The following is a 17,785-nucleotide window of genomic DNA, read 5'->3' on the forward strand; positions in this document are numbered from 1 at the left end:
GGCTGGCTCGGATGTGGACGGAACCGTTGCACAAACCAGCCTGGAAGGATGCCCCCAATGAGTACGCTTCGCGCACCCGCACTCGGTCCCATCGTGGGACACACTACCCATCGTTCGTGTCGGTTGTGGATTGCCGCCTCGGATTGCCTCGATCAAAAAGGACTCGATGAAGAGGTCCGCTCCATTGGTGTGCTCGGTGTCGTGGGAAAAAACGGCAAGGTCAAGCCGGGCGATATCTTCTATTTTCGCCTGCCCCGCGAATACGACCGTACCGGCACGTTGAATCTCGGTGTCGACAAGTCCCTCTGGAAAAATGCGGCAGAGGAAAAGAAGCTGCAGCCTTACACGCTCGATCCCGCCACCACCTACACGGTGCGCATGGCGTCGCTGAATCAGGATGACGCTTATCCCAATGACAGCAATGTCACCAGCGAGGAGATTGCCTCCAAGCTCCCAGACGCGTCCGTGTGGGCGGACAAGTTGAATCTCGAAAATGGTTTGGGCGAAGCCTTTGCCGAGGCAACGTTCACCACACAGCCGGCGCCAGGGCAAGCCGCATCTCCACTCAGTTTTCTGCTGGGCTCGTGCCGTTATCCCGGTTTGCTATGGAAGCGCAAGGAAGCCGACCGCGTCTTTCGCCCCATGCTCCAGCAGCACGAGGCCAGGCCGGTCAACCTGTCACTCATGGTCGGGGATCAGATCTATGCGGACATGTTCAATCGCATGGTGCCCATCGGCCTGGCGGACACCTACGAGGAGTTTCAAGAGCGCTACCATATTGCGTTCGGGTCGCGAAACATGCGCAAGCTGTTGAGTCGCGTGCCGACCTACATGATCCTGGATGACCACGAAATCGAGGACAACTGGTCACAGGATCGCCTGCACCAGAGCAACAGCAAACGGATACTCTTCAACCTGGCCATCGGTGCCTACATGAGTTACCAGTGGAGCCACGGGCCGCGTTTCACCGACAGCTACGTCAATGATCCGGCGTACGGGGTGCCAGCCTCGCTCAAGCGGATGCGCACGCTGAACCTGTTCTACGACTTCGTCTGCGCCGGCTACCCGTTCTTTGTCCTCGACACCCGCACCCAGCGTTTTCTCGCCGACCTGCCGCGGCTGGCCGACAATCACCTGCTGGGCCGGCCCTCGCTTGATCCCAACGAGCCGAGCCAACTGGACCGGGTCTGCGCGTGGCTGGCGCACATGCAGCAAACCCGTGGCAACGTGCCGAAGTTCATCGTAACGTCCAGCGTCTTCCTGCCCAACGGGGTGGATACGTTGCTCAGCGATGAACACAAGGAGAAGGATGATGCGTGGCCGTGTTTTCCCAACACGCGTCGGCGGATTCTGCAAACCATGGTGGACGCAAACGTGCAGAACGTGATTTTCCTCTCCGGCGACATCCATTGCTCCAGTGTGGCGCAGCTGGAGTTCTCGGCCCCCGCTGCGGCGCTCAAGGCTTACTCCATCGTCTCTTCCGCATTTTATTGGCCGTTTGCTTTTGCCGATGGCGACCCCGCTGGCTACGTCCACGATTCCCGCGCTGCGAATACCCAGGATGGCTTCGCCATCAGTCCCGCCCAGGGCACCTTGCACTACAGGGCGTGGGGTTTCACCCAGGATGATAATTTCTGCCGAATCGACGTGGACCCGGTGGCAGCGGAACTGGCCGTGCAAGCGTTCGACGGGGATGGGGATCCGATTGCACGAAGCCACGGAGACGGTCAGATACGCAAGATGCCGGAGAGGTTGAAATTGGCGCCTTGGTAAGGCGGCGTACATCCCCCGAGGATTAGCCTGACCGCGTGAGTCGCAACAAAACGGTCGAACCAGAGCTTGATAGCCCTGGCGATCACGAAGGCAAGCCTGACTCAGTTCCTGGACGGTAGCTGCAGCCGTAACCGTGTCAGGTTCGCCTCGTCATCGACCTCAAGCGTCAAGCTGCCTTGCTGGGCCATGGCTAATAATCTGGCTGAGTAGGTTCCAAGTCCCGTACCACCAGATTTGCCATGGCTTGCATATTTTTCGAAGAACTGTGACCGAAATCCCACGGGTACCGCCGGCTCGTTCTCCATGATCAATTCAATCGGCTCGGTAGGTGTCAATGTCAGTCGCACGCGGCTTTTCTCGGGAGCCGCCTCGCAAGCATTCTTCAACAGGTTGTTAAGTAGCGAAAAACACAGCAGTTCATCTCCACTGGCGAGCACCGGTGTCGATTCGTTGGTGTTCTGCGCCACGACCTCGATGGTCAGTTTTTTTGCCTGGTAGGTCAGCCTGGCCGATTCGCACAGGCGCCGTACCAGGGGCAGCAGTTCGACCGCGACCGGCTTGAGTTCGAAATGACCGGTTTCGATTTTGTAGATGTCGCCAGCCATGTCGATCATGCCAAGCAGGTTCCGGCTGTCGGTTTCCAGGCTCTGCAACATTTGCAACTGGCGCGGCAGCAGGTTGCCGCCTTCGAGCAGGTTGCGGGCCAGCCCGAGGATATTGCACAGCGGCGCCTTCAGATCATGCCGTGAAATACAGCTGGCCTCCTCGCGCAAGCGTTCCAGCTCCAGCATGGTGTCGTATTCCTGCTGCAGCGCGTTGCGCTGCTCGACCAGGCGCAGCAGATTGCTCACCCGAAGGTGCAGCGACTTGGGATCGACCGGCTTACTGACAAAATCCACTGCGCCCAGCTCCAACCCACGCAGTTGTGCCGCCGGATCGCTCATGGCGGTGATAAAAATGACCGGGATGCGGCTAGCGCTGGGATGGCTGCGCAGGTGCTGGGCCAGCTCGAAACCATCCATGTTCGGCATCATCACATCCAGAAGCAGCAGGTCTGGCGGGGGCTCGGACGTACAGATGGCCAACGCGCGGCGTCCGTCGCGAGCCGCCAGTACGCGGTATTCGTCTTGAAACAGCCCGGCAATCAGCGCCAGGTTGTCCGGTACGTCATCGACGACCAGCAATGTCGGACGGTATTTCTCCTCCTTTGTCTCTTGCGCGGGTTCAGTGATCGCGGGTGGTGAATGCAGCCGAGGACGGTGGTGCATGGCCCGTGTGATGCGCTGCGAAAGGTCGTTGGCGGTAAAGGGCTTGATCAGAATGCTGCTGACCCCAGCAGCGATGGCCTCGGTGATTTGGGCGCGGGAGCTCTCTGCGGTAATCATGATGAAAGGCAGCATGGCCAACTGGGGGTCGCTGCGTACCTTGCGCAACAGGGTGAGCCCGTCCATGACCGGCATGTTCCAGTCGGAAAGAATCATGCTGACCTTACGCGTCCTCAGCAGAGCGAGTGCTTCCGCGCCATTGGCAGCGGTCAGTATGTGTCGTGCACCCAAGCGCTGTAATTGACTGCTGTTGACCTTGCGCATGGTGTCCACGTCGTCGACGACCAGGAATACGGTATCAGCGATGATCATGACGCCTGGGCCTCCAGTGGAAAGGGGGGGCAACGCAGTCAGGCGCTTGGTACCGAGTCGCCTTGCAGCGTACCTTTGCCTGGCGGCCAACCGCGCCGCGCAGTGCACCTGGAGGAGAGGCTAGACCAGTATTCGGGGCAGGGCAGATTTATACCGCCAGGCCTGCGTCTTGGCTGGCGCGGCAGTACCGCAGAAGCCAGCTACGCTTTACTCCATTGGGGGGCACGAAGTCACTTCGGGATGCCACCTCCTTGGCAAGGGAGCCGCTCGCCATGAGCATCGGACAGCGCCACGATCTGCAGGCCACTATTCTTTTGGTCGACGACACACCGGATAACTTGCTGTTGATGGCTGACCTGCTCAAGGATCGCTACCGGGTCAAAGCCGCGAACAGTGGTGAAAAAGCCTTGCGGGTGCTGAGCGGCGACGCCTTACCGGATTTGATCCTGTTGGATGTCATGATGCCGGGGCTGTCCGGTCACGAAGTGGCGGACCAGCTCAAGCGTGATCCGCGAACCCGCGACGTTCCCATCATCTTTCTCACGTCCCTGGCGGCCATCGAAGATGAGGTCCATGGCCTGGAATTGGGTGCGGTCGACTACATCACCAAGCCGATCAATCCGGCATTGGTCCTGGCGCGGGTGGATACCCAGCTCAAGATCAAGGCTGCGGCGGACTTCCTGCGTGATCAGAACGATTACCTCGAAAAGGAAGTGGAGCGCCGCACCCGCGAGGTGATGGCCATCCAGGACGTGACGATCCAGGCCATGGCTTCCCTGGCGGAGACACGCGACAACGAGACCGGCAACCACATCCGGCGAACCCAACACTACGTGAGGGTGCTGGCCGAGCTGTTACGCGATCATCCTCGTTTCAGCCATTTTCTCAACGACGAGACGATCCGCCTGCTGTTCAAGTCGGCACCTTTGCATGACATCGGCAAGATCGGCATTCCTGATCACATCCTCCTCAAGCCGGGGCGTTTCACCGCCGAGGAGTTCGAAATCATGAAGACTCACACCACGTTGGGGCGTGATGCCATCCAGCGCGCCGAGGATCAGCTCGGCGTTCAGGTGGACTTCCTCAGCCTGGCCAAGGAAATCGCCTACAGCCACCAGGAAAAATGGGACGGTAGCGGGTATCCCCAGGCGTTGATCGGCGACGACATTCCCATCAGCGCCCGGCTGATGGCGGTGGCGGATGTCTATGACGCCTTGATCAGTCGACGGGTCTACAAGGACGGCATGCCCCACGAGGAGGCCGTCGAGATCATTCGCCAGGGACGAGGCTCGCATTTCGATCCGGACATCTGTGACACCTTCCTGGCGAACGTCGAACAGTTCCAGGCCATTGCGCAGCGTTTCGCCGATAGCGATCAGGACATGGCCAAGCAGGCGGCGGCCCTGGAGCGTATCGGCCAGAAGCCTTGAGCGAGTCCTGCGGTCGCCTTCGCCAGCTTCTTTTCATCGTGGTCATCGGGGTATGTCATGGTCAGATTGCGCACGTTGCTTGAGCGTCTTCCGCTTCGCCACAAGCTGATCCTCGGCTTTGCCACTCTCCTGCTGTTAGTGCTGGTGCTCGGTGTGCAAAGTCTGCGCACCCAGGAGTCGCTGAAGCAGGACATGCAGAACCTCTATAGCCAGGAGCTGGTGGGCATGGAGCACTTGCACGAGGCGCGGGTGCAATTGCCGCACCTGGTGCAGACGTTGCAGCGGGCCGTGGGAACGAACAGCGCGGATATCCGCATCGAATCACTGAAACAACTGCATGAGATTCAAAGCCGTCTGCAGCAGGCTCTGGCCCAGGCCAAACCCACCCTCAGGCGTTCGGAAAATCTTGCGCGTCTCGCCGAGTTCGACGTGCTGCTGGACCAGCTCCAGCATGACAGCGAACAGGCTTTCCAACTGATTGATCAGGGTCGCCAGGGCCAGGCATTACTGCTGCTCAACAGCAGTGAGTTCCAGCAGCTCGACCAGAAGGCGGACGCCCTGTTGTACGCAGTCGCCCAGATCAAGGAAGCGTCGATCCGCGACACAGCCAAGGACATTGCCGGTTTTGCCGAACGCAGCACCACGCAGACCTACATTCTATTGCTCGGCGGATTGTCGCTGGCGCTCCTGCTGTGCGGCTTGGTCAGCCAGTCGATCCGCAACCCGCTCAACCGAGTGCGAGTCGCCGTGGACCAGTTGGCGGCAGGGAAACTCGACCAACCGATTCCGCATACGGAGTTGAACAATGAAACAGGTGACCTGGCGCGAGCCATCGCCAAACTGCAGATCGAGTCGCAACAGCTGGAGCGCCAGCGGTCGGTCAAGGCGCAAATCGCCCAGCTGCAGATCGATCTGCAGCAGGCAGAGGCGCCTGGCGAGCTGGCGCTGGTGTTCTTGCAACATATGGCGAACCTGCTCGGTATCTGCCAGGGCGTTATCTATAGCGCTCACCAGGATTCCACCCGGCTGGTGCTGATGGGCGGCTATGCCACCGATCCCGAGCGACCACCGCAGGCGCAGATCGCGTCCGGCGATGGCCTGCTGGGCCAATGCGCGGTCGATCGTCAAGCGCGCCAGATGCGGGCGCTACCGGAACACTACTGGCGCCTTCACTCGCAGCTCGGCGAGACCCCGGCCACGTGCCTGCTGCTGCACCCGATCCTGCGCGGCGAGCGGCTGCTGGGCGTGCTCGAACTCGCCGCACTGACGGCCTTGGATGATGACCAGGCACTGCTGCTCCAGGAAGCCACCCCTCGCCTGGCTGCGGCGATGGCTATCCTGGAGCGTAATCAGGCCGTCCAGGCACTGCTGGAGGAAACCCGTCGCCAAGCCGATGAAATGGCCAGGCAAACGCTGTTGTTGGAGCGTCAGGCCCAGGAACTCGAAGCCCAGCAATCGGCACTGCGCGCCACCGAGGCGTGGTATCGCGGGATCATCGAGGCAGCGCCAGACGGCATGCTGGTGGTAGGCGCCGACGGGAGCATCTTGCGGACCAACCAACAACTGGACCGGTTGTTCGGTTACAGCGCCGGGGAGTTGGTGGGCGAGGCGATCGAGCGCCTGGTGCCCGTCGCCAGTCGCGGGCGCCACGTCGAGCTGCGCAACGGCTTCATGGCCCATGGCGATACCCGGCAGATGGGCGCCGGCCTGGAGGACCTGAAGGGTGTGCGCAAGGACGGCAGCCTGTTTTCCGTGGAGATCGGCCTGTCACGCCTGCCGAACCTGGAAGGTCGCGGCATATGCGTGTGCGCCTCGGTGCGCGACGTCAGTGAGCGTCGCCAACTGCAGGCGGCGCTCAAGGCCAGCGAAGCGCAACTGCGCGCGGTGCTCGATAGCAGTCCGGTAGCGATGCTGATCAGAGATGTCGAGGGCCGGCCAACCTACTGCAATCCGCAGTTCGAGCATCTGTTCGGCGTCGATATTGTTCAACTCGAAGGGATCGATCCCAGGCGCTTCTGGGTCGATCAGCCGGCACACCAGCGCTTCGTCGAGGCGGCGGAGCAGGGCGCCGTGCTGAACTTCGAGGCCACTCTGCAGCGCACCGAGGGGCAGCGCTTCGATGTGCTGGTGTCGGCGGTGCCATTGGAGCAGCGCGAGCGAATCATTCGCGCCCATTGGTATTTCGACATCACCGACCGCAAGGCCGCCGAGGCCGAAGTGCATCTGGCGCGGGAGATTGCCGAGGAGGCGACCCGGGCCAAGAGCGACTTCCTGGCCACCATGAGTCATGAAATCCGCACGCCCATGAACGCCATCATCGGCATGAGCCACTTGGCCCTGCGCACCGACCTGGATCATCGGCAGCGCAACTACATCGAGAAGGTTCATCGTTCTGCGGAGAATCTGCTGGGGATCATCAACGACATCCTGGATTTCTCCAAGATCGAAGCTGGGAGGATGAACCTTGAATCCATCCCCTTCCACTTGGAAGACGTGCTCGAAGGCTTCGTCAGCATGATTGGCTTGAAGGTCGAGGACAAAGGCTTGGAGCTGCTGTTCAGCACCCCGCCGGGCCTGCCGACTGCGCTGATGGGCGATCCGTTGCGCCTGGGTCAGGTGCTGATCAACCTGGGCAATAATGCCGCAAAGTTCACCGAGCAAGGCGAGGTCGTGGTGGGCGTGGAACAGAATGGGGGAGACGCGGAGCAGGCGCAGTTGCATTTCTGGGTTCGCGATAGCGGTATCGGCATGAGCCCGGAACAATGCAGTCGGCTGTTCCAACCCTTTAGCCAGGCTGACAGCTCCACCACGCGCAAATACGGTGGCACCGGCCTGGGCCTGGCCATCTCCAAGCACTTGGTGGAACTGATGGGCGGGCGTATCTGGGTGGAGAGCGAGCTCGGTTGCGGCTCCATTTTCCATTTCGAAGTGAGCCTTGGCGTGCAGCGTGATGCCCAGCCGCGGCGGATGTTCACCGCTGACGAACTCTTGGGCATTCGCGTGCTGGTGGTCGACGACAACGCCAGCGCGCGCGAGATTCTTTCCAGCATGGCGTGCAGTTTTGGTGTTGAGGTGGACGTGGCGCAAAGTGGGCGCGTGGCGCTGGCGATGCTGGTGGAGGCGGAGCGCAAGGCACTACCCTATGACCTGGTGCTGATGGATTGGCGCATGCCCGGCATGGACGGTGTGGAGACGGTGCGGCAGATGCACGCCGCCAATCTGGCACAGACACCTTCGGTGATCATGGTGACCGCGTTTGGGCGCGACGAGGCACGCGAAGAGGCTAGCCGGCACGGTATCCAGTTACCGGTGGTGCTGACCAAACCGGTGACGCCGTCCACGCTGCTTGAGGCGATCGGCACCGTGCTTGGCAAAACCCCCCAGGCCGATACCCGGGCCAGCGAGCGCTCCGGGCAGAGCGCCCATGCGATGGCCAGCCTGCAGGGCGCGCGCCTGCTGCTTGTCGAAGATAACGAACTGAACCGTGAACTGGCCTGCGAGCTGCTGGGCAGCGCTGGCATTGAACTGGGCGTGGCCGTCCATGGCGAAGAGGCTCTCGAGCTGTTGGCGCGGGATGACGATTTCGACGGTGTCCTGATGGATTGCCAGATGCCAGTCATGGACGGCTATACCGCAACCCGCAGGATTCGCGAGCAGCCGCGCTGGGCAACGTTGCCCGTGATCGCCATGACCGCAGACGCCATGGCGGGAGACCGCGAGCGTGCGCTGGGCTGTGGCATGAACGACCATATCTCCAAACCCCTGAATGTCGAGAGCATGTTCGTCACATTGGCCAAATGGATACACCCCGGGCCCGGCCGTAGCGCCCATGCCCGGCAGGTACCAGTGCTGGCGGAGGGACGCTTGCCCGCTGAGCTTCCCGGAATCGACCAGAAAGCTGGCCTGGCCACTTGCATGGGCAAAGCCGACCTTTACCTGCGCATGCTGTGCAAGTTCAGGTCCGGTCACTGTGCCTTCCGCGCCGAGTTCCTGGCCGCCCGTAGCGATGATGATCGTTCAGCGTCGACTCGGCTCGCCCATACCTTGCGAGGCACGGCGGGTAACATTGGTGCCCGGGACGTCGCGAATGCTGCCATCGACCTGGAGCAGGCTTGCCTGGCCGACGCCAAGGAGGAGGTCGTGGCGGATCGGCTATGGGAGGTGGAGCGGTGCCTGAGCCTCGTATTGGAAGGGCTGGCGGGGCTAGCGGAACCGCGACCAACCAACGAGTCGCTGCCCGTTTCGCATTCCGATGTCGAATTGAAGGTGCGGTTGGCCCACGCCAGGGACCTGTTGGCCGAGAGTGACACAGAGGTGCTGACGGTCCTGCACCAATTACAGGGGCTGGCGTCAGACCCCCGGGTGGCCGAGCAACTGCGTCGGATCGTCCGGCACGCCGAGCACTTCGATTTCGATCAAGCCTTGGCGCTGTTGGAGAATCTGACCTGACCTGGCCAAAGGAAGCGGAGAGTAGGGGCGGCGGTGCCGAGGGCTGTGGGAGCAGGAAAATAATCGGCACCATTTACGTAGGGCTTCAAGCCAATTGTTTGCCGGGCAACGGCGCCTATGGCATAAGCGCGACACCACAAAAGCGGTCGCGCCTTAACACTCCCCTCAGCGGTTGGCTTCGATCAGCCCCGCCTCGATGAAGCGTACTGAACTTTCCATCGCCAGCTGACCTTCCGGTAGCATCTGGGAGTAGAAGTGCCAGGCATGAAACATTGCTGGCCATACTTCCAGATTGACCCGGACACGGTTATCCGCCAAGTGATTGGCGAGACGCATTGCGTCACTGAGCATCAACTCGTTCTCGCCAATCTGTACCAGAATGGGAGGCAGTCCGGTGACGTCCGCGAATACTGGAGAGGCCAGAGGGTGATTGGCCAATGTGTCCCCCAGGAATGCCCTGGCAAGAATATCCAGCACCGGCTTTGAGTTCAGAGGATCCAGGCCTTCACGGTTGCTCATTGAAGCACCGGTGTGTTCAAGGTTGGCCCATGGCGAGATGGAGGAGCCGACCGCAGGCAATGCAAGCCCTTTGGATTTTGCCGCCACCATGACGCTGATAACCATCGCGCCCCCCGCTGACTCGCCTGCAAATGCGATCTTGCTGGCCGGGGTGTTCTGCTCCAGCAACCACTCATACGCACGCAAGGTGTCGTCGATGGGGGCGGGGAACTGATGCTCGGGAGCGAGGCGGTAGTCAGGCATGTACACCCGGGCTCCGAGCATTTTTGCGTAGTTGCCGCCGATGCCGTGGTAGCCGTCAGGACGGCCGACGATGTAGGCACCACCGTGGATGTACATCAACACGGCGTCGGTCTTTAGTTCGTCTGGGGTAGCCAGCGTGCCGGGCACGCCGCCCATGTCGACGGGTTCGAATTTGACGCCGATCGGCGCTGGATTTTGCGCGAGCATTTTCGCGTAGGCGTCGCGTATGTCGCTCATTTTCGTGGTGGTATCGATTCCCTTCAGAACGGGGACCAGATCGCCAAGGCTGTTGGCCCAGGTTTGGACGGCTGCTTGTACTTCAATGTTCATAAAGACCTCAATCAGGATTACGCAGTGGAGTCGCTAATTGAGATGTTATGCTCGGTATTGGGGAATAGGGTTCCCCATAACAGGTGCCAAGCGGCCCGAACATTGCGACCCAGAGGCCCCATGGAACTCCACAACCTGAACGATATCGCAGCGTTTGTAAGCTCGGTAAACGCTGGAAGCTTCACGGCGGCAGCCAAGCAACTCGGTCTTACCCGCTCGGCAGTAGGGAAGTCGATTGTCCGGCTGGAAGCCCGATTGCAGGTGCGTTTACTCAACCGTACAACCCGCAGCCTGAGCATGACGGATGATGGTCAGATTCTGTATGAGCGATGTGTTGGCGTGTTGCAGGATCTGGACGATGTGGAGGACGCCCTCGCGTTTCGTCGCTCTACACCCAGTGGGAGATTACGGATGAGCCTGCCCGTTGCCTTGGGCAGGCTTCACGTTCTCCATCACATCCAGTGCTGCTTGGAAGATTGGCCTTCGCTCGGCATCGACGCCACGTTCTCCGACAGGCTGGTGGACCTGATCGATGAGGGGTTCGACTTGGCGATTCGCATTGGTCCTCCCAAGGAGGACTCCAGGTTACTCACCCGCACGGTGGCATATCAGCAAATGATCACCTGCGCTTCGCCAAAATACCTGGCTGCGCATCCGACCCCGCAGACGCCCGGAGACCTGTCAGCACACGCGTGCCTGCATTTCGTGAGCGGTGGAAGATTGCTTCCCTGGAATTTTCGAGTGAACGATCAGCCTGTTTCCATCATTCATGCTGGGCGTTTGCAGATGGACAGCGCTGAGGCTTTGCATCAATCCGCTATCGCGGGCTTGGGAATCGCAACGCTGCCATCCTATGTCATTAACGATGAGCTACGCAGTGGCAAGCTCGTTCAACTGCTCGCAGAGTATGCCGAGGCAGCGGAGCCTATCCGGGTGATCTACCCGAGCAAGCGACACCTGTCTCCCAAGGTGCGCCTCTTCATCGATAAGCTTGTTGAAGCATGGTCGCCCTGTCCGCCATGGGAGCGACGTTAGAGCAACGTAGGTTTAGCTTGCCCCTTCCAAAGCGAGAGCCCCCCTCGCATCTCGTCAACCTGTGCCAAAAATTCAAAGCAGGTGTGATTTTCTAGCTATATCCATCAAATCTCGTCGAGCCGTAATCTTGGATACGGTGGCTTGGAACACTTCCCATGTTCTTGGTCATCTGTAACGCCGACGATGTATGTGCTGTGCACTGATCATCTGTAGGGACAATAAAAATAACATCTACGGGAGATAATCCTATGGGACTCGCTCAAGAAAAAGCTGGTGCTGTTCCGTCGTTTACACGGGTGTCCAAAGGAGCGGGTGCCGCCTCATGGGGAGCAATGGCTTTGCTCTGGCTGGTCTATGCCATGGATGCGAACTCACGTCAGATGTTCTTCATGGTATTGCCCTCGATCACCAGCGAGTTCAAGACCAGCGCCGAGCTGACGGGGCTACTCGCAGCGTTCATCACCATTGCGACATCATTGATCGCCGTGCCTTGCATGATCTGGGCAGACAAAGGCGGGCAGGGCTGGATGAGGAAATATCGCCACCTGCCGATCGTGATTGCCTACACCCTGTTTACCTTTTTGACCGGTTTGAATTTTCTCACCGCCTCACTGGGTATGCTCGTCGCGTTGCAGGTGGTCTCCCACGCGTTCGGTGGTGCGGGTGAGGCAATTGAAGTCACGTCCCTGTCCGAATGGTGGTCGCGTGAGCGGCGCGGTTTTGCGCTGGGCCTGCACCACACGGGCTATCCGTGGGGGACGCTGATCGGCGGCCTGGCAATCAGTGCATTGCTGAACGCCTACGGTCCTGAGAACTGGCGCCTGGCGTTCCTGCTGTTCCCCGTGCCAATGATCATCATCTTCTCGATCTACTGGTGGTTCTGCACCAAAAAACGCTACGAGTCCTTCGTTGATCATGTACGTGATGTCGGTGAAACCGTTCCGGCACTGAGCGCGGCGCAAGGGACGGTGGTAGCTCCCGAAGGTGCTTTTCGCTCCGCCATCCGCAACCCGAACATCAGCACCATCGCCCTGGTCTCGATGCTCGCCATCGTCGGTTATTTCGGCATCAGTTTCTGGCTGCCGCAATACCTGGCCTTCGTGGCTCATTACAACTTTGCCGAGGCAGCCGCCTATTCGGTGCTGTTCACCATCACCGGCGGTCTTGGGCAAATAGCCTGGGGCTGGATCTCGGATCGGCTGGGTCGCAAGTTATGCCTGGTGATTGTGTTCGCCTGGCTGGCAATCGGTATGTACCTGTTCAAGTTCTCGTCGGTAAGCCTGACCTGGCTGATCTGCATCCAACTGTTCGCCGGGTTTGCCATGAACGCGCCCTACACGCTGCTCTATGCGATTGCCTTTGACTCGGCCAAACCTGGCACCACAGGCATCGCCGGTTCCATTGTCAACGTGGGGATTTACGCAGGCGGCTTCGGTCCCTTTGTGATCGGCATGTTCATCGGCGCCGGTGGTGGGTTCGATCAAGCCTCCGGCTACAACTACGCCCTCTATTTCATTTCCGGACTGATGATCATAGCCGCGCTGGTTACGGCTTTCTTCACCCGGGAAACCACGGGATGGTTCCTCAAGCACGACAAAGCGTGGGTGTCCAAAGCCTCTTGCAACATGGCGACCTGAGACCCTTCGGCTCACGCCATGCGTAATGCCTGCAACCTATAAAAAATCCCTCGTGGGATGTCCAATGTCAGGAGAAATTACATGACACTCATAAAAGATGGTCAGTGGTTGAATCAGTTCGCCGAGGAGCTCAACAGCGACGCTGACTGGACAGCCGCGGCGCGCTATTTCGATGGACGGATCCAGTTCAAGCACGACAGTGGTTTTTCCACCCTGGCGGTTCTATCTGGCAAGGTCGTCGCGGTTTTTCCCGAAGGGAGTCCATTGGGAGCCGATATTGTCGTTTCCGGCCCGGATGATGAATGGCAGCGCGTTCTGGATGGCAAGATTGACTGGTTCGAGGCTCTCTCGCCAGGACTGGGCAGGCTTGAGTTAGAAGGGAATGTTGTCGCGGCCTGGCAATACGTAGATGTCATGGCCCGGGCGTTTGATGCGATGAAGCGTGTCGGCAAGCCAAAAGGGGAAAGCCGCGTCTCCTGGTCCCCCGGCCCCAAACCGTCGGGCAAGGAAACCACTGGGCACTACATCACCGTTGATGGTGTTCGCGTCTATTACGAGGAAGCGGGGCAGGGTCACCCCATCGTCTGCTTCCATGCCGCGTCCCAGGACTCGCTCATGTATCGCCATGTGCTTGATGGCTTGTCGGATGAGTTTCGGGTGATTGCAGTCGATGCACCCGGTCATTCAAAGTCGGAGCTACCAGCCTCCGGTCCGTTTCATAGCCTGACACGCCACGCCGAGTTCAACGAGCGCTTGATGCAGGCCCTGGGGCTGGAACGCCCGACAATCATCGGATGTTCCATGGGAGGCAATCTCGTATTGGAGCTGGGCGCCCGTAACCCTGACGCCTACAGCGCGATCATTTCAGCCGAAGGGGCTGATTACACGCCGACAGTCTCGGATTTCTTCCTCGACATGCTGCTCATGAACGGCACGCAAATCATTGGCGCATGGTCGCGTTCGATGACGGGTTATCGGACGCCGCCCGACCGCGCCCAGGAAGTGGTCTGGCAGATCTCCCGCACTACGCCGCAAGTCATGCGTGGAGACCTGACCGGCTACGCCAATTTCGATCAGCGCTGCGAGGTAGGAAAAATCAAGGCGCCGGTGATGTTGCTGCGCGGTGATGCTGATTGGTTGGTCTATCAGGAAAAAGTCGAAGAAACGGCATCAAGAATTCCCGGCAGCAAGATCGCCGTGCTCGCTGGCACGGGGCACTACCCAATGACCGAGAACCCTCTTGAATTCTGCGACACCGTCCGAAGCTTCCTGCGTGAAGCAGGGCTTGGAAGCACAAGCTGACACGCTCCGAGCAACCCTTCATCTTACAAAAATAAAAGTGAGCAGGCGTGCAATGCCTCGCTTGCTTATTTGAAAGCTGGTCTTCGAGGAGAATCAACATGCTGCCGGTCGCCAATTCGCAAGGTAAAAACGTTCAGGTCAATGGCACGACGCTTTGGGTGGAAGATACAGGCGAGGCCCATCTTCCCGTCGTTCTTTGTCTTCATTCCTGTTTTCTCGACGGAGCGATGTTCGATGGCCTGGTCGAGGCAGCTGCAGGAAAGTTTCGGGTCGTACGCCCTGACTTCAGAGGGCAGGGCAAAAGCGCACTGGACGATGTCGATATCATCACCATGGACCAGTGCGCTGACGACATGGCCGCGTTGATTGAAGCGCTGCAGTTGAAGGACATCAACGTCATGGCTCAGTCGATGGGCGGCGATGTGGCCTTTCGACTGATCGCCAAGCACCAAAACCTGTTTCGATCCCTGGTGGTGGCTGGATCTTCGGCCTGCGGTGAGCCGCCGGAGCAAGGAGCGCGTTTTGCGCAATGGGTTATCGACGCGGGTGAACAAGGGTTCACCGGTGACATTCTCGAGATGACCATGGAAGTGATGTTCGGCAAGACTACGCGTAACAACCCCGAAAAGAAGGAGCTGATCTCGTTCTGGCGCAAGCGCATTGAGGCGCTGCCCAAAACGCTGCGTCCTGCCATGAAAGGCGTTATGCACCGCGAAAGCTCTGTCGCGCTGTTGTCTTCGATCCAAATCCCAGTGCTGATCATCAACGGAGAGGAAGACATGCCGCGCCCTCCGGCGTGGTCCGATGAAATGAAGCGAGAGCTGCCCAATTCGAAACTCATTCGCCTCGGCAAGATAGGGCATAGCCCGACCTTGGAAGCGCCCGAGCAGGTGCTTCCCGCGATCATCGAGTTCTACTCCGATCCACGCGTATAGAGGAACGGCATTCTTGGCTCGCTGCATTTAAAAAAGCTGACGTTTTCGCGAGCAATTACCGCTTTTGCACGGCGCGGAGGCTTTGGCGTTTTCCGCTCCCGTGACTTAATAAAACTGAAGCGTTTTCAGACAGGAGGCCACAGCCATGCGCTTGACACTGCTCAGTTTCTGGCAATAAATATGAAGCGCTTCATAAATTAGCTTGATTGATAACAAATCTAAAAGCGAACCTTTCATGCACACGTGCGCGTTGGCTTTGACACGCACTAAAAGAAAAATATGAAACGGTTCAAATAGTGCCCCGGTGCGCTGGCTCCAAACCAGGAGATAACAACAATGAGTACAAAAAACTGGGCTAAAACCGCCTGCGTCCTGCTTTCCCTGACCACGCCAATTGCCGTGTATGCGGACGTCAAAATGGGTGCTCTCTATCCCTTCAGTGGTTCTCTGGCTCTGCTTGGAGATGAGAGCTATCGTGGCCTTGAAATCGCCGTGGCGGAGCGTAACGCTGCTGGAGGCTTGAAGGGCGAGCAAATAAAATTACTCAAGGCCGATGCGGTCGATGCAGGCCAGGCGGTAGGTGCCGCTCGGAAACTGACGTCTGTTGAAAATGTCACCGCCGTGTTCGGCAGCTATTCTTCAGCGCTTTCATTTGCCGCCACCCAAGTTACGGAAATGGCCGGTGTGCCGTATTTCGAGCTGGGCGCAGTTTCGGACAACATCACCGAGCGTGACCTCAAATACGTCATGCGTAGCAATCCAACCGCGAAAAACTTCGCGCAAGGCACCATTACCGCCATTACTGAAATCGTGGCGCCCTCGCTCAAGGTTGATCCCAAGCAGCTCAAGATTGCGATCATTCACGAAGACGCGTTGTACGGCACGACCATCGCCGGGTTCCAGAAGCAGCTGGCGCAAGAGAAGGGCTTGAGCGTGGTCGAGGTGTTGCCCTATTCAGCCAAAGCCGTGGACCTCTCATCGCTTATCCTGCGTTTGAAAGGGTCGCAAGCGGACGTGGTGTTGCAGACCAGTTACCAGAACGATACGACCCTGTTTTTCCGTCAGGTCCGTGAAGCCGGTTTCAAACCTAAAGCCGTGATCGGGGCCGGTGGCGGTTATTCCATGCAGGACACGGTAAAAGTTGTCGGCGCAGAAAACATGGAAGGTGTTCTGGATGTGGATTTCCCTCAGTTCCAAACCAATGAAAACGGTGCGCCGGGTATCAGCGCGTTCACCAGAGCTTATAAGGATCGCTTCGGTAGCGAGCCGCGCTCAGGCCACAGCCTGATCAACTATGTTGGCGCAAAAATCTTCCTCGATGCCATGGAAAAAAGTCCTTCGTTGGAGGCTGATGCCATCCGCGCATCGGTGGCGAGCGTGGATACTCCTGCGGGTGGAACGGCCGCAGGCATCGGCGCCAAATTCGCTGAGAACGGCCAGAACCAGCGCGCCAACACCGCAATCATGCAGTGGCAGAACGGACTGTTGAAAACCGTCTACCCCGAAGCGGCAGCCGTAGCAAAAGCCCGTTTTTCCGACCAACCCTGAAGCCTGCAACCCTGCTGAAGCTCGATTGCTGGGCTTCACGGGTTCGTTCGCGCGCAAAGAGGGCGCAAACCGTGGAAATTTTTATTCAGCTCCTTTTGAACGGCTTATTGCTCGGTGGCACGCTGGCCATCATCAGCATCGGCCTGACCCTTATTTTCGGCATCGTCAGGGTCGTCAACTTCGCCCACGGCGAGTTCCTGATGATGGGGCTGTACGCGGTCTATCTGATGAACGCGCACTTTGGCATTCATCCCTATGTAGCGATCATTCCCACCACGATCATCTTGTTCGCCGCGGGGGCCGCCATGCAGCGGTTCATCATCCAGCCGCTGCTCAGCGCCGAAGGGCATATCCAGATATTTGCCACCGTGGGTGTTTCGATCGCCTTGATGAACGGCGCGCTGTTGATCTTCGGCGCCGACGTCATGACGGTGCAGAACATCAGTCTCGGGACCGGTGCGGTCAGCATGGGCGCATTTCGTGTAAGCAGCGGTCAGTTGATTACCTTCGCGATGTCAATTGCCCTGGTCGCAGGCTTGCACTGGTTTTTGCAGAACACCTTCCTGGGACGAGCTGTTCGGGCCACTGCCCAACATCGTAACGCCGCGCAATTGATGGGCGTCAACGTCAAGAAAATCTACATATTCGCGTTCGGCCTGGGTTGCGCCTGCCTGGGTATCGCATCAGGTCTGATCGCGCCTCAGTACCCGGTCTTCCCAACGGTTGGTACGTTCTTTGTCCTGACTGCATTCGTGATCGTTGTGCTCGGAGGACTGGGCAGCCTGTCCGGTGCTCTCGTTGGCTCGATGCTGATCGGCATCGTCGACAGTCTCGCCGGTTACTACATCGCGCCGGACCTCAAGGAGGTCGTCTATTTCTCGATTTTCCTGGGCATCCTGGTGTTCCGCCCGACGGGTCTTTTTGGCGCCGGTCGCGGGTCTGAGTAA

Annotated in this window: 11 protein-coding genes; 9 read left to right on the forward strand and 2 right to left on the reverse strand. The window is 59.0% G+C overall.

The window, feature by feature from the left end; all coding sequences use genetic code 11:
* The first annotated feature begins 57 nt into the window (after positions 1-57).
* Complete coding sequence (locus OC610_RS00600; RefSeq protein ID WP_264426035.1) at positions 58-1,773, forward strand: alkaline phosphatase D family protein; 1,716 nt, start codon at positions 58-60, stop codon at positions 1,771-1,773.
* A 101-nt stretch (positions 1,774-1,874) separates the two neighbouring features.
* Here the strand turns inward: OC610_RS00600 and OC610_RS00605 are convergent, their stop codons facing one another.
* A complete protein-coding gene (locus OC610_RS00605) occupies positions 1,875-3,410 on the reverse strand; it encodes an ATP-binding response regulator (RefSeq protein ID WP_264426036.1) in 1,536 nt (511 codons plus the stop codon).
* A gap of 272 nt (positions 3,411-3,682) precedes the next feature.
* Here OC610_RS00605 and OC610_RS00610 point away from each other — a divergent pair, with 272 nt between their 5' ends.
* Positions 3,683-4,840, forward strand: coding sequence for an HD-GYP domain-containing protein (locus tag OC610_RS00610; protein ID WP_264426037.1), 1,158 nt, complete (start codon positions 3,683-3,685; stop codon positions 4,838-4,840).
* 57 nt (positions 4,841-4,897) lie between these two features.
* The gene (locus OC610_RS00615) at positions 4,898-9,289 is read left to right on the forward strand and encodes a response regulator (RefSeq protein WP_264426038.1); all 4,392 of its coding nucleotides are present in this window, start codon (positions 4,898-4,900) and stop codon (positions 9,287-9,289) included.
* A 165-nt stretch (positions 9,290-9,454) separates the two neighbouring features.
* Here the strand turns inward: OC610_RS00615 and OC610_RS00620 are convergent, their stop codons facing one another.
* On the reverse strand, positions 9,455-10,381 hold the full coding sequence (locus tag OC610_RS00620) for an alpha/beta hydrolase (RefSeq protein WP_264426039.1): 927 nt from the start codon (positions 10,379-10,381) through the stop codon (positions 9,455-9,457).
* 120 nt (positions 10,382-10,501) lie between these two features.
* On the opposite strand from OC610_RS00620, the gene OC610_RS00625 reads away from it, so the two are divergent.
* From OC610_RS00625 to OC610_RS00650, 6 genes are all read left to right on the forward strand, one after another.
* On the forward strand, positions 10,502-11,416 hold the full coding sequence (locus tag OC610_RS00625; protein WP_264426040.1) for a LysR family transcriptional regulator: 915 nt from the start codon (positions 10,502-10,504) through the stop codon (positions 11,414-11,416).
* Between the two features lie 332 nt (positions 11,417-11,748).
* A complete protein-coding gene (locus OC610_RS00630; RefSeq protein WP_264426041.1) occupies positions 11,749-13,053 on the forward strand; it encodes an MFS transporter in 1,305 nt (434 codons plus the stop codon).
* Between the two features lie 81 nt (positions 13,054-13,134).
* Positions 13,135-14,355, forward strand: a complete 1,221-nt coding sequence (locus OC610_RS00635) for an alpha/beta fold hydrolase (protein WP_264426042.1) — start codon at positions 13,135-13,137, stop codon at positions 14,353-14,355.
* A 98-nt stretch (positions 14,356-14,453) separates the two neighbouring features.
* On the forward strand, positions 14,454-15,290 hold the full coding sequence (locus tag OC610_RS00640) for an alpha/beta fold hydrolase (protein ID WP_264426043.1): 837 nt from the start codon (positions 14,454-14,456) through the stop codon (positions 15,288-15,290).
* A gap of 336 nt (positions 15,291-15,626) precedes the next feature.
* Entirely contained in the window at positions 15,627-16,838 is a 1,212-nt protein-coding gene (locus tag OC610_RS00645) for an ABC transporter substrate-binding protein (protein WP_264426044.1), read from the forward strand.
* Complete coding sequence (locus OC610_RS00650; protein ID WP_264426046.1) at positions 16,760-17,785, forward strand: branched-chain amino acid ABC transporter permease; 1,026 nt, start codon at positions 16,760-16,762, stop codon at positions 17,783-17,785. The genes OC610_RS00645 and OC610_RS00650 overlap by 79 nt, the downstream gene beginning before the upstream one ends.

This window comes from Pseudomonas agronomica (assembly GCF_025917275.1).
In the GTDB taxonomy this organism is placed as follows: Bacteria; Pseudomonadota; Gammaproteobacteria; order Pseudomonadales; family Pseudomonadaceae; genus Aquipseudomonas; species Aquipseudomonas agronomica.